Origin of the sequence: Klebsiella sp. GB_Kp047 (assembly GCF_040065235.1) — a bacterium.
GTDB classification, from domain to species: domain Bacteria; phylum Pseudomonadota; class Gammaproteobacteria; order Enterobacterales; family Enterobacteriaceae; genus Klebsiella; species Klebsiella quasipneumoniae.
Genome location: NZ_JBEAJG010000032.1, coordinates 64,291 through 89,637 on the forward strand (window position 1 = coordinate 64,291; position 25,347 = coordinate 89,637).

Sequence of the window (25,347 nt, forward strand, 5' to 3'; positions counted from 1 at the left end):
GCAAAACCTAATCCAGACGCCGCTTGGTTTTCAACCATGTCAGACCGATAAACATCACCGCCGAAGCAATCAAAAACAGCACATTCACCAGCAGTACCACTGGAATATTGCCCGCCAGAAACAGGCTTTGCAGGGTGTTGACGAAATATCGCGCCGGGATCACGTAGGTCACGGCGCGGATCACCGCCGGCATACTATCTATCTGGAAAATAAACCCGGACAGCATAATCGACGGTAAAAACGCGGCGTTCAGCGCCACCTGCGCGGCGTTAAACTGGTTGCGGGTAATGGTTGAGATAAGCAGCCCCATCCCCAGGGTGCTGAGCAAAAACAGACTGGTGATGACAAACAGGATCGGCAGCGAACCGCGATAGGGCACGCCGAGAATAAATACTGACACCAGCATACACAGCAGCATCGCCAGCATGCCGAGGAAGTAGTAGGGAATGAGCTTGCACAGCAGCAGTTCGGCGCGGGTGATCTCCGTCGACAGTAGCGCCTCCATGGTGCCGCGCTCCCATTCCCGCGCCACCACCAGCGAGGTCAGTATCGCGCCGACTACGGTCATGATAATGGTGATCGCCCCGGGGATAATAAAGTGCTGGCTGATAGCCGCCGGGTTAAACCAGTAGCGCATCTGCACGTCGATCAGCGGTTCAAAGGTCTCGCCGCGATCTTCCGCCCGCTGCTGCTGCCAGATCTGCCAGATCCCCTCCACGTAGCCCTGGGCGAAGTTAGCGGTATTGGGTTCGCTGCCGTCGGTGATGAGCTGGAGCGGCGCGCTGGCGCCGGGGCGGGCCATCTGGCGGTCGAAGTCCACTGGAATGACCACCATGGCGCGGATGCGACCGGCCTGCATCAGCTGAATTAACTGCTGGCGATTATCGCTGACGGTGGCGTCGATGTAGGGTGAGCCGGTCATGGTATGGACGAAATCCAGCGCCTCTTCGCTCTGCTGCTCCAGCAGAACCCCCACCCGCAGCTTGCTGGAGTCGAGGTTAATGCCGTAGCCAAAGATAAACAGCAGCAATAGCGGGATCACCACCGCAATCAGCCAGCTGCTGGGATCGCGGACGATCTGCCGGGTCTCTTTCACGCACAGGGCGCGGACCCGTCGCCAGGAGAGAAGGTTACTGCTCATGGCCATTCTCCTTATCCCAACGGTTAATCAGGGTAATAAACGCCTGCTCCATGGTCGGGTCCGTCTGGTTGTCATCCGCCGCCTGGGCCTTCAGCGCGTCCGGGGTGCCGCTGGCGATAAGCTTGCCGTGATAGACCAGCCCAATGCGGTCGCAATACTCCGCCTCATCCATAAAGTGAGTGGTGACCATCACCGTCACCCCTTTATCCACCATGCTGTTAATATGCAGCCAGAACTCGCGACGAGTGAGGGGATCGACCCCGGAGGTGGGTTCGTCGAGAAACAGAATGTCGGGCTCATGCATCAGCGAGCAGGCCAACGCCAGCCGCTGCTTATAGCCGAGCGGCAGCTCGTCGGCGGCGTGGCGGGCAATGCTGTTCAGACCGAAGGCATCGCTCATGCGGGCGATTTTGTCATTTTGCGCCCGGCCGCGCAGGCCGTAGACGCCGGAGAAAAAGCGCAGGTTCTGCTCGACGCTGAGGTTGCCGTACAGCGAAAATTTTTGCGCCATATAGCCCAGATGCTGACGCGCCTTGCCGGAGCTGACCTTAAGATCCATCCCCAGCACCAGCGCTTTGCCGGAGGTGGGCACCAGCAGGCCGCACATCATTTTGAAGGTGGTGGATTTCCCGGCGCCGTTGGGGCCGAGCAGGCCGAAGATCTCGCCGCGCTTGACCTGGAAATCGACGTGGTCGGTGGCGGCGAAATCGCCAAATTTTTTCGTCAGCGACTGCGCCTCAATCACCGTTTCGTCTTTACTGCCGTCAACGCGATGGATAATCGCCCCCAGCGGCGATTCGGCGGTGCCGGCGCCGCCAAGCAGGTCGATAAAGGCGTCTTCAAAGCGCGGCGCGGTGTCGGCCACCTGCAGCGGCGGTATATCGTCATGTTCCTGAACCTCATCGATGCGGGCCTCCTTTTTCAGGATCAGACGCACCGATTTGCCCTGAATCACCCCGTCGCTAACCTGCGGCAGCTTCAGCGCCCGCTGCAGCAGGCGGCGGTTGTTCTCCTGCGGGCTGGAGACCAGAAAGCTGCGCCCGGCCATGGTTTGCGTCAGGGCCGTCGGCTCTCCTTGATAAAGCAATTTGCCTTCGTTCATCAGCAGCACATCGCGACACTGCTCGGCTTCATCGAGATAAGAGGTGCTCCACAGGATCAACATGCCGTCGCCGGCCAGCTCGTGCACCATCTGCCATAGCTCGCGGCGGGAGATCGGGTCGACGCCGACGCCGGGTTCATCCAGCAGCAGCACCTTCGGGTCACCCACAAGGGTACAGGCGAGCCCCAGTTTTTGCTTCATACCGCCGGAGAGCTTGCCCGCCAGCCGTTCGGTGAACGGGCCAAGGGCGGTAAAATCCAGCAGGCGGTCGAAAATTTTCTTCCGTGCCTCGCCGGTGACGCTGCGCAGGTCGGCGTACAGGGTCAGGTTTTCCATCACCGTCAGATCTTCATACAGGCCGAACTTCTGCGGCATATAGCCGAGCACCGCGTGCAGAGCGCTGTCGTCTTTTAGCGGATCAAAGCCGATCACCCTGGCGCTGCCCTCATCAGGCTTGAGCAACCCGGCGAGCATCCGCATCAGGGTGGTTTTCCCTGCGCCGTCGGGGCCTACCAGCCCGGTGACGTAGCCGGCGCGGATCGTACAGGTCAGCGGCGCCACCGCTGGCCTGTCCATCCCGGAGAAACGGCGGCTCAGGCCGTTTAAGGCGATGACGGCCTCACTCATGTCCGTTCCCGTGGTTAAAGGAGACGGTCACCGGCATCCCCTGGCGCAGGGCGCCGTCGGCATCGGTCACCACAATACGCAGACGATAAACGAGGTCGGTACGCAGATCCGGCGTTTCAACGGTCTTCGGCGTGAATTCAGCGCTTGGCGAGACAAAGCCGATTTTGCCGTGATAGGGCTTATCCGGCCGGCTGTCGGTATAGAGCAGCACCTCTTGTCCCGGCTGCGCCTGGCCGAGGTTTTTCTCATCAACGTAGGCCCGGACCCATACCGGATGGGTTAATGACAGCGTCAGCACCGTGCTGCCGGCGTTGAGCATGGTGCCGGGCTCGACGGCGCGGGTCATCAGCGTGCCGTCGGAAGGGGCGGTCAGCACCGTATCGTGCAGGTCCAGTTTGGCCTGCGCCAGCGCCGCCTGGGCCTGTTCGAGGCTGGCTTTGGCCTGGGCTATCTCCTGCGGACGGTTGCCGGCGCGGTATTGACGCAGTTTATCCTGCGCTGACTTCAGCGTTGCCTGCGCCTGGTCGCGCGAGGAGCGGGCGTTCTCCAGATCGTTGGCGGAAATGGCGCTGCTGGCGCGTAAACCCAGCTGGCGCTGATAAAAGTTTTGCGCGTAGTCGTAAGCGGCCTGCGCCTGATTTACCGCCGCCGCGGCCTGGGCAATCTCTTCCGAGCGGTAGCCGGCCATCATCAGGTCATACTGCGCCTGGGCGGTGGAGACGTTGGCCTGCGCCTGCAGCAGGGCGTTTTCATAGGGAGCTCGGTCAAGCGCGCCGAGGGTTTGCCCGGCGCGGATGCTGTCGCCTTCGTCGACGGTCAGCGAGGCCAGCCTGCCGCCGACGCGGAAGCTCATATTGACGGTGCGGATATCGACATTGCCATACAGGGTCAGCGGCTGCTGCCGGCTGCTCTGGTACCACCACCAGCCGCCGCCCAGCGCGGCGAGAAGAATCACGATCAGCAGAATGACGACGACGGGTTTTTTCATCAGCCCAAACTCCTTTGCGATAACCCATGCAGGATGAAATCGATATGACAGGTAATGACCTCAAAAATCTGTTCGGTTTTTTGCGCGTCAAACTGCGTCCAGCCGGTGCGCAGCAGGATAGTTTCACGCCCGAGACGGAAAGCGAGCACCTCGCCCAGCAGGGCGTGGGTATGAAGGATCATTTGCGTATCACCGGCATCGCGGCCAGTCCAGGCGGCGATTAGCCGGGTGAGATAGTGGTGCAGGGGGGCGATCACCTGCTGGTGGATCAGATGGTACGCGGCGGTGGGCGCCAGCTGTTCCCGGGAAATAAATTTGCTCAAGTTGACCGTATCCTCCTGGGTCAGCAGCAGGATCATGTTATGGCAGGCGCTGAGGATAAGGGCGCGGATCGCCTGGCGATCCGGCGACTCTCCGGCGAGCAGAGCCTCCGCCGCTTCGGCGTGCGGGCGAAAATTGTCACCGATAAAATCGGCGATCCACTGGCCGCAGGCGAGATACAGGTCGTCTTTCGAGCCAAAATAGTAGGTGATAGCGGCGATATTCTGCCCGGCCTGGGCGGCGATGTCGCGGGTGGTGGCGTGCTGGCCATACTCGCCAAACTGGGCGATAGCGGCCGCGATAAGCTGACTTTTTGCCTGTTCGCCTTTACTGGTCATCGCGCTCTTAAAAATTAATCAATCGATTGATTAACTTTAGGCGTCGACTGGCGCTTTGTCCACCCGCCAGGGCTAAATATGAAAGCCGTCTTCCTCTAGCTCCCCGGCGACCCAGGCGAAGAAGCGCTGCACTTTTTCCTTCTGTTCATTAGCGTGGGGAAGGACGAAGTGGTGCGCGCCGACCGGCATGCTCCGTTCGTCGGCAAACACCGGCGTCAGCTGTCCCTGGCGCACATGGCCGCCGGCCAGCAGATTGCTTTCCAGGATCACCCCCATCCCCATCCGGGCCGCCTCGATGCTCATGTACGACCGGTCGAAATTAAAAATAAAGTTTTTGTGCCAGCCGCGGACCTTGTGCCACGACAGCCAGTTGCTCCAGTTAATTAAGGTGCTGTCGGAATGGATCAGATCGCAGGCCAGCAGATCTTCCGGGGCGTGAACCGCATGGCGGGTTAAATAAGAGGCGGCGCTGTAGGGCAGGACGCACTCATTTTTAATGGTTCTGACCAGCAGCGTCGGCCACTGCGACAGCCCGTGGCGAATATCGATATCAATATTATCCCGGGAAAACTGAATGCTTTCGTAAGAGCAGGTGAGGCTGATTTTTAGCTCCGGCCACGCCTGACGGAATTTATCCAGCCGCGGCATTAGCCACAGCAGGCCGAAGCTCGGCGCCGAGTGAATGCGTAAATAATCCTGATGAATATCGTTGATCACCTGGCTGGTGGCCTGGCCAATCATATTCAGCGCTCCGGAGACCTCTTTAAGATATTTTTCTCCCACCGTGGTTAACATCACGCCTTTGCTGCTGCGGGAAAACAGTTTTTTTCCCAGCAAGTGCTCAAGACTGGCTATCTGATGGCTGACCGCCGAGGCGGTAATGTTGAGATTCTCTGCCGCCAGGTTGAGGCTGCCGGTCGCGGCGACTTCAATAAAAGCCTGGATATTGCGTAAAGAGGGCATCGGCAGATTTTTATTGGGCAGTGGTTGACTCATGGCGGCATCCTGCGCGGGGCGCGAATAAAAGAAAATGGCGAACAGCGTGGCGCAGCCGTGATGAACAGCCCAGGGAAAAGCGAAAAAACCATTTTAATTTGTGATGGGCTTAACAATTTATCTCGTTAAAAGCACGCCTCTCAGTAAACGCTAAAAATTTGCGGGGAGTCACTAACTCAATTTTTCTCAATCATAATTGAGCTTTTTTGAATACCGTTTCATTTTTGGGTTGTTATATTCCCCTCACAGGCCTGATCACAAACTGCGATGCGCTTGGATCGCAATAATAAAACACCTAACCACCTGTTTCGCTGTGCAAAAAGACATGTCTCTCTTGTTGCGCCGGGGCGCGTGAAACGCGGCGACCCAGACGGCAACCTACGGCGAAGTGGATGAGGTATAAGATGAGGAAACCCTATGTCACGTATAGATACGCTGGTCTGTACTGACGCCAGGAAAACAAAATATCGTTTTGTGGTTTTGACGATGATTTTCCTGGTGTATGCCATCAATTACGCCGACAGAACGAATATCGGCGCGGTACTGCCGTTTATCATTGATGAATTTCATATCAATAATTTTGAGGCCGGGGCGATTGCCAGTATGTTTTTCCTCGGCTATGCGGTCAGCCAGATCCCGGCCGGCTTTTTCATCGCCAGACGCGGCACCCGGGGGCTGGTTTCACTATCCATTTTCGGCTTTTCCGCTTTTACCTGGCTGATGGGCACGGTGAGCTCCGTGTTTGGCCTGAAGCTGGTGCGGCTGGGCTTGGGGCTGAGCGAAGGTCCCTGCCCGGTGGGGCTGGCGTCGACGATAAATAACTGGTTTCCGCCGAAAGAGAAAGCCACAGCAACCGGCGTTTACATCGCGGCGACCATGTTTGCGCCGATTATCGTGCCGCCGCTGGCGGTGTGGATTGCGGTGACCTGGGGCTGGCGGTGGGTCTTTTTCTCCTTTGCCATTCCCGGGATCGTGGCGGCGATAGCGTGGTACCTGTTGGTCAAGTCAAAGCCCGCGGAGAGCGGATTTGTATCTCAAAGCGAACTGGCAGAGATCAACGCCGGGCGCGACAGCCATCATAACGACGGTGTACGCGAAAATATATTAATCGCCGATCGCTTCACCTGGCTGGATAAAATTATTCGGGTGAAAAAAATGGCGCCTGTGGATACGGCGAAGGGCTTATTTACCTCAAAAAATATTCTCGGAGACTGCCTGGCCTATTTTATGATGGTCAGCGTGTTATATGGGTTATTAACCTGGATTCCGCTGTATTTAGTGAAAGAGCGCGGTTTCGATGTGATGAGTATGGGCTTCGTAGCCAGTATGCCGTGCATTGGCGGCTTTATTGGCGCGATTGGCGGCGGATGGATTTCGGATAAATTATTAGGCCGCCGGCGCAAACCCACCATGATATTCACAGCGGTATCAACCGTAGTCATGATGTTAATTATGCTAAATATACCGGCAAGCACCCTGGCGGTCTGTATTGGTTTATTCTTTGTCGGTTTCTGTTTGAATATCGGCTGGCCGGCTTTTACCGCCTACGGTATGGCGGTTTCGGATACGAAAACTTATCCCATTGCCTCTTCTATTATAAATAGCGGCGGTAACCTCGGCGGATTTGTAGCGCCGATGGTGGCCGGTTTCTTACTGGATAAGACGGGGAGCTTTAATTCTGTATTTACCTATTTTGGTATCTGCGCCGCATTGGGTTTGGTGGTGATTCTTTTCCTCGATGAGCCACAATAACGAAAATAGATCCTGTTAATTAATATGACGTAATGTCATGGAGTGAAACTATGTTATTAAAAGATAAAGTCGCCATTATTACTGGCGCGGCCTCCGCACGCGGTTTGGGTTTTGCGACTGCGAAATTATTCGCCGAAAACGGCGCGAAAGTGGTCATTATCGACCTCAATGGCGAAGCCAGTAAAACCGCCGCGGCGGCCCTGGGCGAAGGCCATCTCGGCCTGGCGGCGAACGTCGCCGACGAAGTGCAGGTGCAGGCGGCCATCGAACAGATTTTGGCGAAATACGGCCGGGTCGATGTGCTGGTCAATAACGCCGGGATCACCCAGCCGCTGAAGCTGATGGACATCAAACGCGCCAACTATGACGCGGTGCTCGATGTCAGCCTGCGCGGCACGCTGCTGATGTCGCAGGCGGTGATCCCCACGATGCGGGCGCAAAAATCCGGCAGCATCGTCTGCATCTCGTCCGTTTCCGCCCAGCGCGGCGGCGGTATCTTCGGCGGTCCGCACTATAGCGCGGCAAAAGCCGGCGTGCTCGGCCTGGCGCGAGCGATGGCGCGCGAACTTGGCCCGGATAACGTCCGCGTTAACTGCATTACCCCAGGGCTGATTCAGACCGACATCACCGCCGGCAAGCTGACGGACGACATGACGGCCAATATTCTTGCCGGCATTCCGATGAACCGCCTCGGCGACGCGGTGGACATCGCCCGCGCCGCGCTGTTCCTCGGCAGCGACCTCTCTTCCTACTCCACCGGTATCACCCTGGACGTTAACGGCGGCATGTTAATTCACTAAGCGAGGCACAGAGATGAAGATCACCGAATCACAAAAAGTCGCTGCGGCGGCGTGGCGTATCCGCCGCTACGCCCTGCAAATGGGTGAAGTGCAGGGGCAGGGCTATATTGGCCAGGCGCTGGGATATGCCGATGTGCTGGCTACCGCCTTCAGCCACGCCATGACCTATCGCCCGGAAGATCCTGAGTGGGAGGGGCGCGATCGGTTCCTGCTTTCTCATGGCCATTACGCTATCGCTTATTATGCCGCGCTGCTGGAGGCGGGCATTATTCCGGAAGCGGAACTGGAAACCTACGGCTCCGACGACAGCCGCCTGCCGATGTCCGGCATGGCGACCTACACCCCGGGGATGGAGATGTCCGGCGGCTCGCTGGGGCAGGGGCTGTCTATCGCCGTCGGCATGGCGCTCGGGCTGCGGCAGAAACAGAGCACAGCCTGGGTCTACAACTCGATGTCCGATGGGGAGCTGGACGAAGGTTCGACCTGGGAAGCGGCGATGTCGGCGGCTCACTATGGCCTGACCAATCTGATTAACCTTGTCGACGTCAACAAACAGCAGGCCGACGGCGATTCACGCAAGATCCTCGGCTTTGAGCCGCTGCAGGATAAATGGGCCGCCTTCGGGTGGTACGTACAGCGCGTAGACGGTAACGATCTGCCGGCGGTGATGGCCGCCTTTGACAACGCGAAAAGTTATTCCGGCAACCAGCCGCGGGTCATTTTATGCGACACGCTGATGGGCAAAGGGGTGCCGTTCCTCGAAACCCGCGATAAGAACCATTTTATTCGCGTCGATGCCGACGAATGGCAAAAAGCGATTGCGGTGCTGGACGCTAACAAACCGGAAGGAGTGCTGTAATGAGCCAGAGTAAACCCCGTTTAAAAACGTCGGCGATGATTGCTTCGATTGCCGATGAAGGCCAGGTGACCGTCTCTGCGCCCTTTGGCGTCGCGCTGTCGAAACTGGCGGCGCAGCGCCCTGAAATCGTCGGTATGACCGCGGACCTGTCAAAATATACTGACCTGCATATTTTCGCCCAGGCCTTCCCGGATCGTTTTTTCCAGATGGGAATGGCGGAGCAGCTGCTGATGGCGGCGGCGGGAGGCATGGCGAAGGAGGGATTTATTCCCTTCGCCACCACCTATGCCGCCTTTGCGACCCGTCGCGCCTATGATTTTATTCATCAGGTGATCGCTGAGGAACATCTGAACGTCAAGATCTGCGCGGCGCTGCCGGGCCTGACGACCGGCTATGGCCCCAGCCATCAGGCCACCGAAGATCTGGCGATCATGCGCGGTATCCCCGGCATGGTCATCGTCGATCCCTGCGATGCGCTGGAGATTGAGCAGGCGGTACCGGCCATTGCCGATCACCAGGGTCCGGTGTATATGCGCCTGCTGCGCGGAAAGGTGCCGCTGGTGCTGGATAAATACGACTATCAGTTCGAACTGGGCAAAGCGAAGCTGCTGGAGGACGGCAACGACGTGCTGATTATCTCCTCCGGGCTGATGACCATGCGCGCCCTGGAGGCGGTTGAAAAGCTGCTGGCCGATAATATCAGCGTGGCGGTCCTGCACGTGCCGACCATCAAACCGCTGGATGAAAAAGCGATTATTGAACAGGCGTCGAAGCCGGGTCGGCTGGTGGTCACCGCCGAAAACCACACCGCTGTCGGCGGGTTAGGGGAGGCGGTGGCCGCCCTGCTGATGCGCAAGGGGGTTCGCTGCGAGCTGGATACCGTTGGTCTGCCTGACGCGTTTCTGTTGGCCGGCGCGCTGCCGACCCTCCACGATCGCTACGGCATTTCCACCACGAAGATCGTCGAAAAGATTAAGTATCGTCTGCGTTAACCGCGCTGTGGCGACGCGCCTGGCCGCTGAGCGCTCTCAGCGGCCTTCTTCCTCCCGCCAGCCAGGCGCGGCATTCTTTTACAGATTTTATGCGGCCTGTCACAAAATCTGCTAGACTGCGCCCCTTCATGGCATTGTGGTTTTTGCCATCTCTTATCGCAATAATCTCCCTGAAAACTACGCCCTTCACCGGGCCGGGGCGGTTCGGAGTTGTTATGTCTTTTGATTCCCTTGGCCTGAATCCCGATATCCTGCGCGCTGTCGCTGAGCAGGGCTACGTTGAGCCGACCCCTATCCAGCAGCAGGCGATCCCGGCGGTACTGCAGGGCCGCGACCTGATGGCCAGCGCCCAGACCGGCACCGGTAAAACGGCGGGCTTTACTCTGCCGCTGCTGCAGCGCCTGATCCAGAACGAGCCGCATGCGAAGGGCCGTCGTCCGGTGCGCGCGCTGATCCTGACCCCGACCCGCGAGCTGGCGGCGCAGGTGGGCGAGAACGTGCGGGATTACAGCAAATATCTGAATATTCGCTCGCTGGTGGTGTTCGGCGGCGTGAGTATCAACCCGCAGATGATGAAGCTGCGCGGCGGCGTCGATATCCTCGTCGCCACCCCGGGCCGTCTGCTGGACCTCGAACATCAGAACGCCGTCAGCCTCGATAAAGTGGAAATCCTCGTACTGGATGAGGCGGACCGCATGCTGGATATGGGCTTTATCCATGACATCCGCCGCGTACTGGCGAAACTGCCGCCGCGTCGGCAGAACCTGCTGTTCTCGGCGACCTTCTCCGACGAGATCAAAGGCCTGGCGGAGAAACTGCTGCACAACCCGCTGGAAGTGGAAGTGGCGCGTCGCAACACCGCCTCCGAGCAGATCACCCAGCACGTCCATTTTGTTGATAAGAACCGCAAGCGCGAACTGCTGTCGCAGCTTATCGGCGAAGGCAACTGGCAGCAGGTGCTGGTCTTTACCCGCACCAAGCATGGCGCCAACCACCTCGCGGAGCAGCTCAACAAAGACGGCATCCGCAGCGCGGCGATCCATGGCAACAAGAGCCAGGGGGCGCGTACCCGCGCGCTGGCCGACTTTAAATCCGGCGGCATTCGCGTGCTGGTGGCGACCGATATCGCCGCCCGCGGACTGGATATCGAAGAGCTGCCGCACGTGGTGAACTACGAGCTGCCGAACGTGCCGGAAGATTATGTCCACCGTATTGGGCGTACCGGTCGCGCGGCGGCCACCGGCGAAGCCTTGTCGCTGGTGTGCGTCGATGAGCACAAGCTGCTGCGCGATATCGAGCGCCTGCTGAAAAAAGAGATTCCGCGCATCGCGATTGCCGGCTATGAGCCGGACCCGTCGATTAAAGCCGAACCTATCCAGAACGGTCGCCAGCAGCGCGGCGGCGGTCGTGGTCAGGGGCAGGGACGCGGCGGCCAGGGGCAGGGGCGCAGCGGACAGCCGCGCAGCCAGAGCAGCGCCCCGCGTCGCCAGGACGGCGAGGCGCCGAAAGCGCGCACTCAGGACGGCAAACCGCCGCGCCGCCGTCGCCCGCGTAAGCCGGCTGGCGAATAACAGGCTGATGCCCGGGCCGCGATAACGCGGTTAAGCACGGCTCAGGCCCGTCTGTCCGCTACGCGGCGGCGGGCCTTTTTCTTTCCATTACACTATTTGTCGAGCACGCTTCCACACACAGCAGAAAGCAATACCTCCGGACGGGTAAAAATGGCACAATAGTGGCTGTTTATACAGTATTCAGGTTTTCTCATGGCTTTGACCGCTGCGCTTAAAGCGCAAATCGCCGCCTGGTATAAGGCGCTTCAGGAACAGATCCCGGACTTTATTCCCCGCCCCCCGCAGCGGCAGATGATCGCTGATGTGGCGAAAACCCTCGCCGGGGATGAGGGCAGGCATCTGGCTATCGAAGCGCCGACCGGCGTCGGTAAAACGCTGTCATACCTTATCCCTGGCATTGCCATCGCCCGTGAGGAACAAAAAACGCTGGTGGTCAGCACCGCCAACGTCGCCCTGCAGGATCAAATCTACAGTAAAGACCTGCCGCTGCTGCGCAAGATTATCCCCGACCTGCGCTTCACCGCCGCCTTTGGTCGCGGACGCTACGTCTGCCCGCGCAACCTGGCGGCGCTGGCCAGCACCGAGCCGACGCAGCAGGATCTGCTGGCTTTCCTCGACGACGATCTCACCCCGAACAACCAGGCGGAGCAGAAACTGTGCGCGACGCTGAAGCAGGACCTTGACAGCTATCGCTGGGACGGCCTGCGCGACCATACCGACAAACCCATCGACGATGGACTATGGAGCCGGCTGAGCACCGATAAGGCCAGCTGCCTGAACCGCAACTGCCACTATTATCGCGAGTGTCCGTTCTTTGTGGCGCGGCGGGAAATTCAGGAGGCGGAAGTGGTGGTAGCCAACCATGCGCTGGTGATGGCGGCGATGGAGAGCGAGGCGGTGCTGCCGGAGCCGAAAAACCTGCTGCTGGTCCTTGATGAAGGCCATCATCTGCCGGACGTCGCCCGCGACGCGTTGGAGATGAGCGCCGAGATCACCGCCCCCTGGTTTCGCCTGCAGCTGGATCTGTTCTGCAAGCTGGTGGCTACCTGCATGGAGCAGTTCCGCCCGAAAACCACGCCGCCGCTGGCCAATCCGGAGCGGCTCGCCGGCCATTGCGAAGAGCTGTTCGAGCTGATTGCGTCGTTGAATAATATTCTCAATCTCTACATGCCCGCCGGCCAGGAAGCGGAGCATCGCTTCCCGATGGGCGAACTGCCGCAGGAGGTGATGGAGATCTGCCAGCGGCTGGCGAAGCTCACCGAGACGCTGCGCGGGCTGGCGGAGCTGTTTCTTAACGATCTCAGCGAAAAGACCGGCAGCCATGACGTGGTGCGTCTGCATCGGGTGCTGCTGCAGATGAATCGCGCCCTCGGCATGTTTGAAAGCCAAAGCAAGCTGTGGCGTCTGGCGTCGCTGGCGCAGTCCTCTGGCGCGCCGGTGACCAAATGGGCGACGCGGGTAGTGCGAGACGGCCAGATCCACGTCTGGTTCCACTGCGTCGGCATCCGCGTCAGCGATCAGCTTGAGCGGCTGCTGTGGCGCAGCGTGCCGCATATCGTGGTGACGTCAGCGACGCTGCGCTCTCTTAACAGCTTCTCGCGCCTGCAGGAGATGAGCGGCCTGAAGGAAAAAGCGGGTGACCGCTTCGTGGCGCTGGATTCGCCGTTCAACCACGTGGAGCAGGGGAAAATTATTATTCCTCAAATGCGCTATGAACCGTTGATGGATAACGAAGAGCAGCACATTGCCGAGATGGCGGCCTATTTTCGCCAGCAGGTGGAGAGCAAGAAGCATCTCGGGATGCTGGTGCTGTTTGCCAGTGGGCGAGCGATGAATCGCTTCCTGGAGCATGTGACCGACCTGCGTCTGATGCTGCTGGTGCAGGGCGACCAGCCGCGCTACCGGCTGGTGGAGCTGCATCGCAAACGGGTGGAAAGCGGCGAGCGCAGCGTGCTGGTGGGCCTGCAGTCCTTTGCCGAAGGTCTCGATTTAAAGGGCGATCTGTTAAGCCAGGTACATATCCATAAAATCGCCTTTCCGCCCATCGACAGCCCGGTAGTGATCACCGAAGGCGAATGGCTGAAAAGCCTCAATCGTTATCCCTTCGAGGTACAGAGTTTGCCCAGCGCCTCCTTTAATCTTATTCAGCAGGTGGGGCGTTTGATCCGTAGCCATCACTGCTGGGGAGAGGTGGTAATTTACGATAAGCGTCTGTTGACCAAAAACTACGGCGCGCGTCTACTGAACGCGTTACCTGTTTTTCCCATAGAGCAGCCGGGCGTTCCGGAGGTTATAGTAAAACGGAAAGCAAAACAGACAGCAAAACAGACAGGCCGCAAACGTCGCTGACGACGGCGCGTTGCACCAGGGGGAGCCATGGAGTACAGCAAAATTATAAAAGAGGTGGGCCGCGGTAAGAATCATGCCCGCGACCTGGATGAAGAGACCGCCCGTGCGCTCTACGCGCGGATGCTGAACGGCGAGGTGCCGGAGCTGGAGCTGGGAGGAATATTAATCGCCCTGCGCATCAAAGGCGAAGGCGAAGCGGAGATGAAAGGCTTTTACGCCGCGATGCAGCAGCATACGCTGCGCCTGACCCCGCCGGCAGGCAAGCCGATGCCGATCGTTATCCCCAGCTACAATGGCGCGCGCAAGCAGGCGAACCTGACGCCGCTGCTGGCGATGCTCCTGCATAAGCTGGGGTTTCCGGTCGTGGTTCACGGCGTCAGTCACGATCCGACCCGGGTGCTGACCGAGACCATTTTTACCCTGCTGGACATTCCGGCTACCCGGCATGCCGGTCAGGCGCAGGCGCAGCTGGAGGGGCATGAACCGGTGTATATCCCGGTGGGCGCCTTCTGCCCGCCGCTGGAGAAACAGCTGGCGATGCGCTGGCGGATGGGCGTACGCAACAGCGCCCATACGCTGGCCAAACTGGCCACGCCGTTTGGCGAAGGGGAGGCGCTACGCCTCTCCAGCGTGTCGCATCCGGAATATGTTCCCCGGGTGGCGGGCTTCTTTCGCGAGACCGGTGGCCGCGCGCTGCTGATGCACGGTACCGAAGGCGAAGTGTACGCCAACCCGCAGCGCTGCCCGCAGATCAGCCTGATTGATGACCAGGGCGTGCGGGTGCTGTGCGACCGCCAGACCGAGGCGGCGGCGGAAGTTATTCTGCCGGCCTCGAAAGATCCCGAAGTGACCGCGCGCTGGATCGAGCGCTGCGTCGCCGGCGTCGAACCGGTACCCCACTCGCTGAAGATCCAGCTCGCCTGCTGTCTGCTGGCCTGCGGCGAGGTCTCAACCCTGGAGCAGGGTCTCAGCCGCGTCAACGACTGCTGGTGATCGGATCGGCAGGATAAAAAAAAGCCCGTCCGGTGGCTCGGACGGGCAAGGCAAGGGTATTAAAGGTCTTTTCAGGGTTAATTCAGTGGCTTACAGGGTTGAGTTGCGATTATTTATAGATAACCGCGGTACCGCTCAGTTTGTTGTTGGTGTTAGCGGAAGTGATGCTATAGCCGGTTGCGCCAGCGGCTTCGGCTTTAGCAGCCAGTTTCGCTTCCAGACCATCTAACGTGGTTGCGCCTTGCGCAGACACCACACCGATCTTATTCATGCTTTCAGCCTGAGCGGGGGTAACCGGCTCGGCGGCAAAGGCGCCGAAGGAAAGGGCGGTCAGAGCGATGGCAGCGGCAGCATATTTGATGTTTTTCATAGTTAATCTCTCGCAGGTTGTTCTGTTCAGGGGACGATGTTCCGTCGATGTGATAAGTATCACGCTTTTTTGCGGGAGATAAAATCGAAGGAAATTCACAGTCTTTATCGATTTTTTTGAATGACTAATAATTTACTGATTATTAATAAATTATTTATGATTCTTTTTGTCTGATGGCGGAGCGAGGGAGACCGGCACGCTTAAGGGCACATATTGCGACATTTATCGCCAAAAAGTGTGCGCGAAAAGATAATGCGAAAAGCTGTCATGAACGGTAAAGGAAAGTCAGCGTAGCTGGCTATCCTTGGAGCCACGGCGATTATATCCTGAAAATGTATTGTTATGTAAATCTTTCTCCTGTTGGCACTTCACGCAGTATCTGACGCCAGGAATAGCCTGTCGTCGAGCCTCCGGAATCGGTTCTCCGCATTCATCACAAAATTTGTTGCTTTCGCCGCGTGGAAGCTCGCGGCGGGCGCGAGCCACCGCATCGTCAATGGTGCTGTCGATCTGATCCTGAACGGCGCCGTCGCCTGCCCAACCTGATGCCATCGTCTGCCTCCTGTAAAAGGTTATTGATAAATTATAGCTGAACCGTACAGCCGGTTACCGCTGCTGGCGGCATTGACCCGCCAGGCTATCGCCCCACGGCGGTGGGCCTTATCCGTGAGGGCTGCCACCAGGTCGTCAAGGGTACGGGCGCCGGAAGCGGAGACGGTGCCGACAGGGCGCAGCGGCCCGTCATAGGGCAGTTCAGGTGTCAGCGGCAGGGAAGAGGCCGCATTGGCCTGAGCGGCAAGCGCAGCGGCAAACAGCAGCGAGGTGATTTTCATCAGCATATCCTCATAAACAGCATGGGACATAGCTTAAGTGTAGGCCTTTCCAGACCGCGCAGCAGGGAATTTTTTATGCAAAAACAAGGCGTTTTGCATGCTACCGGCGCAGGGTGGCGATACTCTGGCCGGTAAATTATTTAGCGGGCGTCCGGGCGGATCATGTCAAAACGCAGGCTGTCATCAATACTGTAATAGGCGCTCGGACCTCCGGCGCGCAGGATCGGCTGAGCGCGGGCGGTTTGATAGATGCCGTTATCCAGCAGTGATTCATCGATATGCACGGCGACCACTTCGCCGAGCACCAGCCATGTATCGACAAGGTTGCCGTCGGCGGTGGCGAGCTGGATACATTGCGACAGGCGGCACTCAAAGTTCACCGGGCTCTCTGCCACCCGGGGGGCCTTGACCAGGCGGCTGGCGGCGGCGGTGAGCCCGGCGCGCACGAATTCATCCTCATGGTGCGGGATCGAGGCGGAGGTTTCGTTCATCGCTTCGGCCAGCGGGCGCGTCGCCAGGTTCCACACGAACTCCTTCGTTTCGACGATATTTCGCACGCTGTCTTTCCAGCCGCTGCTGGCGAAACCAATGATCGGCGGGCGATAGTTAAAGCAGTTAAAAAAGCTGTATGGCGCCAGATTATGCTGGCCCTCGGCGTCCTGCGAGGCGATCCAGCCTATCGGGCGAGGCCCGATTATCGCGTTCAGCGGGTCATGCGGCAGGCCGTGGCCCTGCGAAGGTTGATAAAAGTACATGCTGCACCTGTCACGGATAAAGGAGATATCCAGACTCCCTTATTTACCGCGCCGCCGTCAACGGGTATCTTACGCGGCTGTTCAAAGGAGATTGTCATGAAAGCCCAGAAACCGGGGTTACACCCGCGTAACCGCCACCATCAACGCTACGACCTGCCCGCGCTCTGCCAGGCTCATCCTGACCTGCAGGGATACATTACGCTCAATCCGCGGGGTGAGCAGACCATTGATTTTGCCAATCCGCAGGCGGTTAAGGCGTTGAATAAAGCGCTGCTGGCGCATTTCTACGCGGTCAAACACTGGGACATTCCTGACGGTTTTCTCTGTCCGCCGGTGCCCGGGCGGGCCGATTATATTCATCATCTGGCGGATCTGCTGGCCGGGGACAGCGGCGAAGTGCCGAAGCAAGCCACGATCCTCGATATTGGCACCGGCGCCAACCTCATCTATCCTCTGATCGGCGTTCACGAATACGGCTGGCGCTTTACCGGCAGCGAAATCAGCCCGGAAGCCTTCGCCAGCGCGCAGGCGATTGTTAATGGCAACCCGGGATTGACCCGGCAGATCCGTCTGCGTCGGCAAAAAGAGAGCCAGGCCATCTTCCACGGCGTGATCCACAAAAACGAGACCTATGACGCCACCCTGTGCAATCCGCCGTTCCATGACTCCGCAGAGAGCGCCCGGGCGGGCGGCGAGCGCAAGCGCCGCAATCTCGGACTCGGCGCCGACAGCGGGCTTAACTTTGGCGGTCAGCAGCAGGAGCTGTGGTGCGAGGGGGGCGAAGTGGCCTTTATCTCGCAGATGATCCGCGAAAGTCAGGCCTTCGCCCGCCAGGTGAAATGGTTTACCTCGCTGGTGTCGCGCGGCGACAATCTGCCGCCGCTCTACCGCCTGCTGACCGAGGTCGGGGCAGTGAAAGTGGTGAAAAAAGAGATGGCCCAGGGGCAAAAGCAGAGCCGCTTTATCGCCTGGAGCTTTATGGACGACGCCAAACGCCGCCGTCCGTTCTAACTACTCCACGGCCGGGCTGTCGGCGCCCGGCATCGGCAATTGCTGCCAGGTCTGTACCGGGGCGCGAACCCCGGCGCGATCGAAGTGCTTTTTCACCTGGGTATCAAGGGCAAAGCGCACCGTCCACTGCTTCAGCGGCAGGGTGGTGAAGCTGACGCGCAGCGTAAAGGCGGTATTGCTCAACCCCACCAGCCCGGCGAACGACGGTTCGCCAATGATTAGGCCGCGGATCTCCTCCTGGGCCAGCAGATCGTCCACTGCCGCCTTCAGCGCCTGGCTGGCTTTATCCAGATCCTCATGGCGATCGACGTCATAGTTAGCCACCACCGAGCCAATGCCGCGCACGAAGTTGGCAAAGGTGGTGATCGAGGACCAGGGAATAATGTGATAGGCGCCGGTATCCTGGCGCACCCCCACTGAGCGAATCGACATCCGTTCCACCGTGCCGGTCAAAGGCCCGATGGTGACCAGGTCGCCGGTATTCATCCCGTTCTCAAACTGGATAAAAATGCCGGTGATAATGTCTTTAACCAGGGTTTGCGCGCCAAACGAGATGGCCAGCCCTAACGCCCCGGCGCCCGCCAGCAGCGGCGCGATATTGACCCCAATCTCCGAGAGCAAAATCATCACCGTGATGGTGCTGATCACCACCGCCAGCGCGTTGCGAAACAGGGTTAGCAGCGTACGGGCCCGCGCGCTGGGCAACGGACGGCCATGGATATCCGAGGCCAGCCGGTTTTCGATCAGGCTGGCCAGCACCGTCCAGCCGATAGCGGAGAAGAAGAGTATAAGAGCGATACGGATCAGCACATCCACCGTTTTTTGCCCGGCATCGTTGTGCAGCCATTCGCGGAAGTCAAACAGCCCCCAGGCGCTCAGGAGCAGCATAATGGCGACACAGACGGTGAGAATGCGCGCTGCCTTCAGCGAGGCGGAGATCCAGCCGTTCAGCCGCTTTTGCAGCTCAGGATAGTTGCGCTGGGTGGCAGGGGAGAGAGTGATGGTTTTGGCTATCCAGCGCGACAGGATGCCGGACACCAGCGCCGCGCCGCCGATAATCGCCAGGCTGCGCAGGGTGGCGCCCATCATAAATTTCAGGCTGTTGCCTGGGTCGAACAGGGAAAAGAAGAAGAGCACCACAAAGTAGGCGCAGGCCAGCCAGTGCCAGATCAGGGCGAAGGCGCGGATAAACAGGCTAAAAAAGGAGAGCGAGCGGTCAGCCAGATGGATCAGCCCCTGCGTAATCACCGCTTTGTTATGAAAAATCAGATACAGCGCCCACAGCGTAATGCACAGCATGATGATGACGTTAGCCAGCGCGCCGACCTGAACATTCACCTGGTTAGAGATAATCGGCACCGCGACGATCAGGCCGTAGCCGATCAGGCTGCTGAGGGCGCTCAGGCGCAGACTCCAGTAGGAGGCGGCCTCGTCGCTGAGGTTAAAGGGCCTGAGCGCTGGAATGCGCGGGCAGAAAATGAGCCGCAGGATGGCTTTAAAGAACTCGATCAGCGCGAAGGCGTTGAGGAAAAGGCTCTGCTGAAAGGCGATAGTGGGGTTGTTGCCATCCAGACGATCGCTCAACAGCTGACCGACAAACAGGGTCAGCGCCAGCAGCAGCAGATCGATAATAAACGCCCCGGCGATGGTCAACGGCAGCTGGAGCCAGTTTCCGCGATCGCGGTTTTTATGCCGTCCCCATTCGCCCATTTTACGATACAGCGGCAGCGCCGCGAGGCGTACCAGCCACCAGAAGGCAAACACCAGCCCGGCCAGCAGTAAAAAATGCCAGGCGGCGCTGGTAAAGGTTTGTGGATTAAAGGGCTTATGCGGCGAGCCGGTAATATTGCGCCACAGCTGGGAAAAGCGCGATGAGAGCTCATCGCCATATTCCCGGCTGATCTGCGTGACGTTCTCCAGCACGGTGGTCTCTTCTTTCACCGCCGGCGGCGTCAGCGTCGGGGTGCTGTCGGGCGGCGGCGTGGCGGCCGCTTTACGCAGCTGGTCAATGAGCTCCTGACGGGCGGCGTCGTTGGCCAGCACGTCGGCCAGCGCGGCATAGGCCGCTCTTTTCTGTTCTACATCGGGTTCGCTGGCGCTGGTTTTATCGGCGTTAGCGGTCGGCACGCCGGGCAGGGCGGCGGCGGAAAGCGGGGCAGTAAACAGCGCAGCGAGCAAAAGCAGGATCCACGGCATGGGCACCTCCGTTGCAACGTAAACGGGTAAGTATAGAAGCCGCTGGCGGAAGGGGAGGGAAGAGGAATCTGGAAAGCGGCTCTCTCCGCGAGGGAGAGAGCCGTTGTGGGTCAGGCGACGTGCTGCAGGAATTCGCGCAGACGCGGGCTTGGCGGGTTGTTCACCAACTCCTGTGGATTGCCGTCTTCGGCAATTCGTCCTTTGTCGATAAAGATCAGTCGCGAGGCCACTTTTTCGGCAAAGCCGATTTCGTGGGTCACAATCACCATCGTCATACCCTCTTCCGCCAGATCCTGCATCACCTTGAGCACTTCATGGCGCAGTTCCGGGTCGAGCGCGGAGGTGGGCTCATCAAACAGCATCATCTTCGGCTTCACCGCCAGCGCGCGGGCGATGGCCACACGCTGCTGCTGGCCGCCGGAGAGTTCAGACGGATAGTGATGCGCGCGCTCAGCCAGACCGACTTTCGCCAGCAGATCTTTCGCCAGCTTCTCCGCTGCCTGTTTGCTGGCGCCGCGTACCCGCAGCGGGCCAAACATCACGTTTTCCAGCGCCGTCAGGTGCGGGAACAGGTAAAACTGCTGGAACACCATTCCTGCTTCCTGACGAATCAGACGTTCGTCCACCTTTGGATCGTTGACCTTCAGGCCATCGACAATCAGATCGCCGCTGGTGATCTCTTCCAGTTTATTGATACAGCGCAGCATCGTCGATTTACCGGAGCCGGACGGGCCGATGATGACCACCACTTCACCCTGATTGATTTTCAGAGAGATATCGTGCAGCACCTGGGTTGGGCCAAAGTGCTTGGAGACGTTTTTAAATTCAATCACAGGATTTTCATCCTTCTTTCAAGACGACGCAGAATAAAGCTCAGGACCAGGGTGATGATCAGGTAGATCACGGCAACGGCGCTCCAGATTTCCAGCGCGCGGAAGTTGCCGGCGATGATCTCCTGTCCCTGACGGGTCAGTTCGGCGACGCCGATGACGATGAACAGCGAGGTATCCTTGATGCTGATGATCCACTGGTTGCCCAGCGGCGGCAGCATGCGGCGCAGCGCCAGCGGCAGGATCACGTGGCGAATGGTTTCGCGACGCGACAGGCCGAGCGCCAGGCCCGCTTCGCGGAAGCCTTTATGAATGGAGAGCACCGCGCCGCGGGTAATTTCCGCGATATAGGCGCCCGAGTTAATCATGATGGTCACTACCGCCGCGGAGAAGGGGTCAATGCGCAGATCGCTAAAGGCCATCGGCAGCGCAAAGTAGATGAACATAACCTGCACCACAATCGGGGTGCCGCGAATGATTTCAATAAACACCAGCGCGATGTGGTTGGCGATCCAGCCGCCGAAGCAGCGGGCGAAACCGGCCACCAGACCGATGATCAGGCCGCCGGCCAGGCCGAGGACGGAAATCCACAGCGTCATTTTGGCGCCTTCCAGCAAAATCGGAATGGCGGGCCAGATGGCACTCCAGTCAAACTGCATAATACGTTCCTGTTACCGTGTCGAGAGCAGAGGAAAGCCTCCGCCAAAATACGGTCTCCCGCAGCGTCTGTGCCGGAAGACCGTTGTGATGTCGCCGGGCCTGCGCCCGGCGAAGGACATTTTTATTATTTTGGTTCAGTGCCGAACCATTTTTTATAAATTTCGTTGTAGGTGCCGTTCTCGCGCAGCGTTTTCAGCGCACCGTTCACTTTCTCACGCAGCTCGTCGCTGCCTTTCGGGAAGGCGATACCGTAGTTTTGCGCTTCCAGTGATTCACCTACCGCTTTGAATTTGCCGTTGCCCGCAGTTTTGATGAAGTAGAGGATGTTCGGCGTATCGTGCAGGACGGCATCCGCGCGGCCGGTACCCAGCTCCATATAGGCATTATCGATGTTCGGGAACTGACGCAGATCTTTGGTTTTGATATTAGCTTTGGCGTAGTCAACGGAGCCGGTGCCGCTCTTCACCGCGACCACTTTGCCGTTCAGATCTTTCACATCTTTGATGTCGTTATTATTGGCGTTGACCATCACCAGCAGGCCGCTTTTGTAGTAGCCGTCAGAGAAGTCGATGGCTTTTTTACGCTCGTCGGTAATGGTGATCCCCGCCAACGCCAGATCGATATTTTTGGTTTGCAGCGCCGGGATAATGCCGCTGAAGTCCATCGGCTTCAGGGTGTAGTCGAGCTTCAGCTCTTTGGCGATGGCCGCCCACAGGTCAACGTCAAAACCCACATACTTATCGCCTTGCTTAAATTCGAACGGGACGAACGCCGTATCGGTGGCGACAACCAGGGTCTTATTGGCGGCATGGGAAGAAACCGCAAAAGCCAGGGTCAGTGCAGCCAGTGAAACTTTAAATACAGACTTCATAGCATTTCCTTTTATATCCACGGGACGATCCCCTGCGAGAACGACTAGCCTAATGAAAAAATCGTGCCACTTTTACAACCTGTTGTTTTTAAACAAACGAAGCGGTAGCCGCTGCACAATATCGATCATTTCAGGCAAAGAGTGCACCATAACGGGGCGTTATTTTGGTGCATCCTGTGGTCGCTGAATAACGAGCCCATTTTTAGCGCAAACCCTGATGGGAAAACAATCTCGGTGTAACGATTGTGTGAGGTGATTATTACAATTGTTTTACTTTTGTGCGCATTTTCATCAATTTGACGCCCTGAAATGGTGCAAGGACAGCGGGTGAGGGAAAGGCGGAGGGGAAAAACAGCAAGGGTTGGGATGGGAAAGCAAAGGCGCCGTCGACCGCGCTGCGGCCGACGGCAAAGCCTTACTCGATGTTCGCTTCAATAAACCACAGGAATTTATCCAGGTCGCGGGAAGCGGCGGTGAAGATATCTGCGGTATCTTCGTCTTTGGCTTCACCGATCGCTTTGCGCACATCGTTCGCCACTACCGCGTAACGGTCCGCCAGCGCTTTCAGGTGATCCTGAACATGATGGATATCCAGCGGATAGCTCTGCAGCGGGGTTTTGCTGTTGATCACCTGAGTGGTGCCCAGGGCGACGCCGCCCAGCTGTACGGCGCGCTCCGCCATGGTATCCAGATGCTCAGTGAGCGCGGTACGGAAGCCATCCAGCATTTCGTGCACGGCGATAAAGTTCGCACCGCGCATATTCCAGTGTGCCTGCTTGGTGATAAGGGACAGGTCAATGAACTGGATCACCTGGCGATTCAACAGCTCAATGGTCGCTTTCTTTTCGCTGTCAGCGACATCGTTGCGGGTATAGACCAGATTAGATGCTTTTGATTTAACCAGTTTAGCGGTACTCATCGTTTCATATCCTCTTGATATTGATGCTCGTCACACTTCAAAGCTGAATGATGTGGAGCGTTGTCCCAGGTAACTTCGGGACTAAGTATAGCAAGGGTTTTAAAGTATGAGGCATCGGCAGGCCATATTACTCCGATAGCGTAAAGTGGTTGGCTATTTGAAAAAACAAGCTAAGTCAGAAGGTTAGCGGAGGCTGGCGGGCCCGTAACTCGCGCGGGCCGCCGCCGTAACAGAATGTTAATTGATATCGACTTGCTTAATTTTGCTCTGCCGCTGCATGGTCAGCGTGGCGCCCATTGAGGCGATGATAATAGCGCCCAGCGCCAGGGTCTGGGAGAGATTCAGGGTTTCGCCGAGGAAGACCATACCGGACAGGGCGGCTAGCGCCGGCTCGAGGCTCATCAGCGTGCCGAAGGTGCGCGTCGGCAGGCGCGTCAGGGCCATCATCTCCAGGGAGTAGGGGAGTGCAGTGGAGAGAATGGCAATCCCCAGCCCCAGGGGCAGCAGCGACCATTGCCACAGCGTATCGGTAGCTTGCGCCATGCCTAACGGGACAAAGACCAGCGAGGCGATAAGCGACCCCATCGCCACCGTGGCTGGACCATGCTCCTCGCCCGCGCGCTGGCCGGTCAGAATATAGACCGCCCAACAGGCTCCGGCGCCGAGAGCGAACAGCGCGCCGGTTAAATCCACCTGCGCCACGTTCTGGCCCAGCGGCAGGAGATACCACAGCCCGAGGATCGCCAGCGCCACCCAGACAAAATCCAGCGGGCGGCGCGAGCCGAAAAGCGCCACCGCCAGCGGGCCGGTAAACTCGAGGGCTACCGCCACGCCGAGCGGAATACGCTGCAGGGATAAATAAAACAGATAGTTCATCGCCCCGAGCGCCAGGCCGTACAGCAGCAGCGGCACGCGCTGGGCCGGAGAGAAACGCAGCCGCCAGGGCTTGAACACCACCACCAGGATCAGCGTCCCGAGCGCCAGGCGCAGGGCGGTAACCCCCGGGGCGCCGACCACCGGGAACAGCGATTTGGCGAGCGATGCGCCGCTCTGAATCGAGGTCATAGCGATTAAAATCACCACTATTGGCAACCATGCCGCCGCTTTTCGGGATGGACCGGGCATCCTTTCTCCTGTCAGTTTTTGTCAAAAGGGGTAAAAGTTCCAGTGTACTGGAATTAGCTGCTGACGGTTGAGCTAATGTTGAAAAAAACAGGGGCAAAAACAGTACAATGGCGAACGTTGCTGAGAAATTCACCAGGTGATTAGGATTAATCTGGATGCTTGCGAATTTCTTAATGAGCGTTAAACTGTAAGTTAACGCCAAAAACTGTTGTTTTCCATATTGTTATAGAAATATGGAAACTTTTGGTTACATGAAAAAGTATGTTAGACAATGTAAACTCCAAAGAGTTTCCCAAAAGTTTTTGATATATTTAAGGCTTAGGACTTATTAGAAACACATTTGAGGTGGTTATGAATAAAATTGCACGTCTTTCAGCACTGGCCGTTGTTCTGGCTGCATCCGTAGGTACCACTGCATTTGCTGCAACTTCTACTGTAACCGGCGGTTACGCGCAGAGCGACATGCAGGGTAAAGCGAACAAAGCTGGCGGTTTCAACCTGAAATACCGTTACGAGCAAGATAACAACCCGCTGGGTGTTATCGGTTCCTTCACCTACACCGAGAAGGATAACAACAGCAACGGTACTTACAACAAAGGTCAGTACTACGGCATCACCGCAGGTCCGGCTTACCGTCTGAACGACTGGGCAAGCATCTACGGCGTAGTGGGTGTTGGTTACGGTAAATTCCAGAACAACAACTTCCCTAATAAATCCGATATGAGCGACTACGGTTTCTCCTACGGTGCTGGTCTGCAGTTCAACCCGATCGAAAACGTTGCCCTGGACTTCTCCTACGAGCAGTCTCGTATTCGTAACGTTGACGTCGGCACCTGGATTGCTGGCGTGGGTTACCGCTTCTAATCACTCCGGTGATATAAAAAATCCGCCTTCCGGGGCGGATTTTTTTTGCCTGGCGATCGCCAGCCCGGCCGGTTGGCCGGCGCT

At 58.1% G+C, this 25,347-nt stretch carries 25 protein-coding genes; 10 read left to right on the plus strand and 15 right to left on the minus strand.

Going from position 1 to position 25,347, the window contains the following annotated elements; all coding sequences use genetic code 11:
* Window positions 1–7: 7 nt before the first annotated feature.
* Genes ABLV76_RS13885 through ABLV76_RS13905 form a run of 5 tightly spaced genes read right to left on the minus strand, consistent with a single transcriptional unit; the run spans window position 8 to window position 5,513 of the window.
* A complete protein-coding gene (locus ABLV76_RS13885; RefSeq protein ID WP_004886164.1) occupies window positions 8–1,141 on the minus strand; it encodes an ABC transporter permease in 1,134 nt (377 codons plus the stop codon).
* Window positions 1,131–2,870, minus strand: a complete 1,740-nt coding sequence (locus ABLV76_RS13890; protein WP_240708692.1) for an ATP-binding cassette domain-containing protein — start codon at window positions 2,868–2,870, stop codon at window positions 1,131–1,133. Before ABLV76_RS13890 ends, ABLV76_RS13885 begins: the two co-directional genes overlap by 11 nt.
* Entirely contained in the window at window positions 2,863–3,858 is a 996-nt protein-coding gene (hlyD, locus tag ABLV76_RS13895) for a secretion protein HlyD (RefSeq protein WP_017900166.1), read from the minus strand. The genes ABLV76_RS13890 and hlyD overlap by 8 nt, the downstream gene beginning before the upstream one ends.
* Entirely contained in the window at window positions 3,858–4,532 is a 675-nt protein-coding gene (cecR, locus tag ABLV76_RS13900) for a transcriptional regulator CecR (protein WP_085956527.1), read from the minus strand. The genes hlyD and cecR overlap by 1 nt, the downstream gene beginning before the upstream one ends.
* A gap of 57 nt (window positions 4,533–4,589) precedes the next feature.
* Window positions 4,590–5,513, minus strand: coding sequence for a LysR substrate-binding domain-containing protein (locus ABLV76_RS13905; RefSeq protein WP_032455748.1), 924 nt, complete (start codon window positions 5,511–5,513; stop codon window positions 4,590–4,592).
* Here ABLV76_RS13905 and ABLV76_RS13910 point away from each other — a divergent pair.
* The 8 genes from ABLV76_RS13910 to ybiB all read left to right on the plus strand — a co-directional run bounded on the left by ABLV76_RS13910 (window position 5,505) and on the right by ybiB (window position 14,829).
* Window positions 5,505–5,642 carry a hypothetical protein gene (locus ABLV76_RS13910; RefSeq protein WP_032431308.1) on the plus strand — a complete coding sequence of 46 codons (138 nt, stop codon included), beginning with the start codon at window positions 5,505–5,507 and terminating at the stop codon, window positions 5,640–5,642. The genes ABLV76_RS13905 and ABLV76_RS13910 overlap by 9 nt on opposite strands.
* A gap of 288 nt (window positions 5,643–5,930) precedes the next feature.
* The gene (locus tag ABLV76_RS13915; protein ID WP_004886173.1) at window positions 5,931–7,265 is read left to right on the plus strand and encodes an MFS transporter; all 1,335 of its coding nucleotides are present in this window, start codon (window positions 5,931–5,933) and stop codon (window positions 7,263–7,265) included.
* Between the two features lie 50 nt (window positions 7,266–7,315).
* On the plus strand, window positions 7,316–8,065 hold the full coding sequence (locus ABLV76_RS13920) for a glucose 1-dehydrogenase (protein WP_004886175.1): 750 nt from the start codon (window positions 7,316–7,318) through the stop codon (window positions 8,063–8,065).
* Between the two features lie 13 nt (window positions 8,066–8,078).
* Window positions 8,079–8,924 carry a transketolase gene (locus ABLV76_RS13925; protein WP_017900161.1) on the plus strand — a complete coding sequence of 282 codons (846 nt, stop codon included), beginning with the start codon at window positions 8,079–8,081 and terminating at the stop codon, window positions 8,922–8,924.
* Complete coding sequence (locus ABLV76_RS13930; protein WP_348878360.1) at window positions 8,924–9,916, plus strand: transketolase family protein; 993 nt, start codon at window positions 8,924–8,926, stop codon at window positions 9,914–9,916. Before ABLV76_RS13925 ends, ABLV76_RS13930 begins: the two co-directional genes overlap by 1 nt.
* A 215-nt stretch (window positions 9,917–10,131) precedes the next feature.
* Complete coding sequence (rhlE, locus tag ABLV76_RS13935; protein WP_004886179.1) at window positions 10,132–11,487, plus strand: ATP-dependent RNA helicase RhlE; 1,356 nt, start codon at window positions 10,132–10,134, stop codon at window positions 11,485–11,487.
* 192 nt (window positions 11,488–11,679) lie between these two features.
* Window positions 11,680–13,836, plus strand: a complete 2,157-nt coding sequence (dinG, locus tag ABLV76_RS13940) for an ATP-dependent DNA helicase DinG (RefSeq protein ID WP_048294418.1) — start codon at window positions 11,680–11,682, stop codon at window positions 13,834–13,836.
* A gap of 27 nt (window positions 13,837–13,863) precedes the next feature.
* Window positions 13,864–14,829 (plus strand): DNA-binding protein YbiB, encoded by a 966-nt coding sequence (ybiB, locus tag ABLV76_RS13945; protein WP_004886183.1) that lies wholly within the window; start codon window positions 13,864–13,866, stop codon window positions 14,827–14,829.
* Between the two features lie 109 nt (window positions 14,830–14,938).
* On the opposite strand, the gene ybiJ is transcribed toward ybiB, so the two are convergent.
* The 4 genes from ybiJ to ABLV76_RS13965 form a co-directional block, all read right to left on the minus strand.
* Window positions 14,939–15,199, minus strand: coding sequence for a DUF1471 family protein YbiJ (gene ybiJ / locus ABLV76_RS13950; protein WP_004176772.1), 261 nt, complete (start codon window positions 15,197–15,199; stop codon window positions 14,939–14,941).
* Between the two features lie 285 nt (window positions 15,200–15,484).
* Window positions 15,485–15,751 (minus strand): DksA/TraR family C4-type zinc finger protein, encoded by a 267-nt coding sequence (locus ABLV76_RS13955; RefSeq protein ID WP_002895824.1) that lies wholly within the window; start codon window positions 15,749–15,751, stop codon window positions 15,485–15,487.
* A gap of 20 nt (window positions 15,752–15,771) precedes the next feature.
* Complete coding sequence (locus tag ABLV76_RS13960; protein ID WP_072206909.1) at window positions 15,772–16,032, minus strand: DUF1471 domain-containing protein; 261 nt, start codon at window positions 16,030–16,032, stop codon at window positions 15,772–15,774.
* Window positions 16,033–16,172: 140 nt separating this feature from the next.
* A complete protein-coding gene (locus tag ABLV76_RS13965) occupies window positions 16,173–16,787 on the minus strand; it encodes a flavin reductase family protein (RefSeq protein WP_004886190.1) in 615 nt (204 codons plus the stop codon).
* Between the two features lie 96 nt (window positions 16,788–16,883).
* Between ABLV76_RS13965 and rlmF the strand changes: the two genes are divergently transcribed.
* Window positions 16,884–17,798, plus strand: coding sequence for a 23S rRNA (adenine(1618)-N(6))-methyltransferase RlmF (gene rlmF / locus ABLV76_RS13970; RefSeq protein WP_017900155.1), 915 nt, complete (start codon window positions 16,884–16,886; stop codon window positions 17,796–17,798).
* Here the strand turns inward: rlmF and ybiO are convergent, their stop codons facing one another.
* From ybiO to rhtA, 6 genes are all read right to left on the minus strand, one after another.
* Window positions 17,799–19,994 carry a mechanosensitive channel protein gene (ybiO, locus tag ABLV76_RS13975; protein WP_004886194.1) on the minus strand — a complete coding sequence of 732 codons (2,196 nt, stop codon included), beginning with the start codon at window positions 19,992–19,994 and terminating at the stop codon, window positions 17,799–17,801. It lies immediately after the preceding gene.
* A 110-nt stretch (window positions 19,995–20,104) separates the two neighbouring features.
* Entirely contained in the window at window positions 20,105–20,827 is a 723-nt protein-coding gene (gene glnQ, locus ABLV76_RS13980) for a glutamine ABC transporter ATP-binding protein GlnQ (protein WP_004212183.1), read from the minus strand.
* Entirely contained in the window at window positions 20,824–21,483 is a 660-nt protein-coding gene (gene glnP / locus ABLV76_RS13985; protein ID WP_002895837.1) for a glutamine ABC transporter permease GlnP, read from the minus strand. Before glnP ends, glnQ begins: the two co-directional genes overlap by 4 nt.
* A 125-nt stretch (window positions 21,484–21,608) precedes the next feature.
* Window positions 21,609–22,355 carry a glutamine ABC transporter substrate-binding protein GlnH gene (gene glnH, locus ABLV76_RS13990; RefSeq protein ID WP_004886198.1) on the minus strand — a complete coding sequence of 249 codons (747 nt, stop codon included), beginning with the start codon at window positions 22,353–22,355 and terminating at the stop codon, window positions 21,609–21,611.
* 415 nt (window positions 22,356–22,770) lie between these two features.
* On the minus strand, window positions 22,771–23,274 hold the full coding sequence (gene dps, locus ABLV76_RS13995) for a DNA starvation/stationary phase protection protein Dps (protein ID WP_004886200.1): 504 nt from the start codon (window positions 23,272–23,274) through the stop codon (window positions 22,771–22,773).
* A gap of 237 nt (window positions 23,275–23,511) precedes the next feature.
* Window positions 23,512–24,399 carry a threonine/homoserine exporter RhtA gene (gene rhtA, locus ABLV76_RS14000; RefSeq protein ID WP_004886203.1) on the minus strand — a complete coding sequence of 296 codons (888 nt, stop codon included), beginning with the start codon at window positions 24,397–24,399 and terminating at the stop codon, window positions 23,512–23,514.
* Between the two features lie 351 nt (window positions 24,400–24,750).
* On the opposite strand from rhtA, the gene ompX reads away from it, so the two are divergent.
* Window positions 24,751–25,263: an outer membrane protein OmpX gene (gene ompX / locus ABLV76_RS14005; RefSeq protein ID WP_004886207.1), complete on the plus strand. Its 513-nt coding sequence runs from the start codon at window positions 24,751–24,753 to the stop codon at window positions 25,261–25,263.
* Window positions 25,264–25,347 lie beyond the last annotated feature (84 nt).

Bases quoted from the DNA above. Each gene is read 5' to 3' on its own strand.
- rlmF (WP_017900155.1), top strand. From the start codon at position 16,884: ATGAAAGCCCAGAAACCGGGGTTACACCCGCGTAACCGCCACCATCAA.
- glnP (WP_002895837.1), bottom strand. From the start codon at position 21,483: ATGCAGTTTGACTGGAGTGCCATCTGGCCCGCCATTCCGATTTTGCTG.
- ABLV76_RS13885 (WP_004886164.1), bottom strand. From the start codon at position 1,141: ATGAGCAGTAACCTTCTCTCCTGGCGACGGGTCCGCGCCCTGTGCGTG.
- ABLV76_RS13925 (WP_017900161.1), top strand. From the start codon at position 8,079: ATGAAGATCACCGAATCACAAAAAGTCGCTGCGGCGGCGTGGCGTATC.
- ABLV76_RS13955 (WP_002895824.1), bottom strand. From the start codon at position 15,751: ATGGCATCAGGTTGGGCAGGCGACGGCGCCGTTCAGGATCAGATCGAC.
- glnH (WP_004886198.1), bottom strand. From the start codon at position 22,355: ATGAAGTCTGTATTTAAAGTTTCACTGGCTGCACTGACCCTGGCTTTT.
- hlyD (WP_017900166.1), bottom strand. From the start codon at position 3,858: ATGAAAAAACCCGTCGTCGTCATTCTGCTGATCGTGATTCTTCTCGCC.
- ABLV76_RS13965 (WP_004886190.1), bottom strand. From the start codon at position 16,787: ATGTACTTTTATCAACCTTCGCAGGGCCACGGCCTGCCGCATGACCCG.
- ABLV76_RS13930 (WP_348878360.1), top strand. From the start codon at position 8,924: ATGAGCCAGAGTAAACCCCGTTTAAAAACGTCGGCGATGATTGCTTCG.
- ompX (WP_004886207.1), top strand. From the start codon at position 24,751: ATGAATAAAATTGCACGTCTTTCAGCACTGGCCGTTGTTCTGGCTGCA.
- ybiB (WP_004886183.1), top strand. From the start codon at position 13,864: ATGGAGTACAGCAAAATTATAAAAGAGGTGGGCCGCGGTAAGAATCAT.
- ABLV76_RS13960 (WP_072206909.1), bottom strand. From the start codon at position 16,032: ATGAAAATCACCTCGCTGCTGTTTGCCGCTGCGCTTGCCGCTCAGGCC.
- ybiJ (WP_004176772.1), bottom strand. From the start codon at position 15,199: ATGAAAAACATCAAATATGCTGCCGCTGCCATCGCTCTGACCGCCCTT.
- dinG (WP_048294418.1), top strand. From the start codon at position 11,680: ATGGCTTTGACCGCTGCGCTTAAAGCGCAAATCGCCGCCTGGTATAAG.
- dps (WP_004886200.1), bottom strand. From the start codon at position 23,274: ATGAGTACCGCTAAACTGGTTAAATCAAAAGCATCTAATCTGGTCTAT.
- ABLV76_RS13920 (WP_004886175.1), top strand. From the start codon at position 7,316: ATGTTATTAAAAGATAAAGTCGCCATTATTACTGGCGCGGCCTCCGCA.
- ABLV76_RS13890 (WP_240708692.1), bottom strand. From the start codon at position 2,870: ATGAGTGAGGCCGTCATCGCCTTAAACGGCCTGAGCCGCCGTTTCTCC.
- ABLV76_RS13905 (WP_032455748.1), bottom strand. From the start codon at position 5,513: ATGAGTCAACCACTGCCCAATAAAAATCTGCCGATGCCCTCTTTACGC.
- ABLV76_RS13915 (WP_004886173.1), top strand. From the start codon at position 5,931: ATGTCACGTATAGATACGCTGGTCTGTACTGACGCCAGGAAAACAAAA.
- rhlE (WP_004886179.1), top strand. From the start codon at position 10,132: ATGTCTTTTGATTCCCTTGGCCTGAATCCCGATATCCTGCGCGCTGTC.
- rhtA (WP_004886203.1), bottom strand. From the start codon at position 24,399: ATGCCCGGTCCATCCCGAAAAGCGGCGGCATGGTTGCCAATAGTGGTG.
- ybiO (WP_004886194.1), bottom strand. From the start codon at position 19,994: ATGCCGTGGATCCTGCTTTTGCTCGCTGCGCTGTTTACTGCCCCGCTT.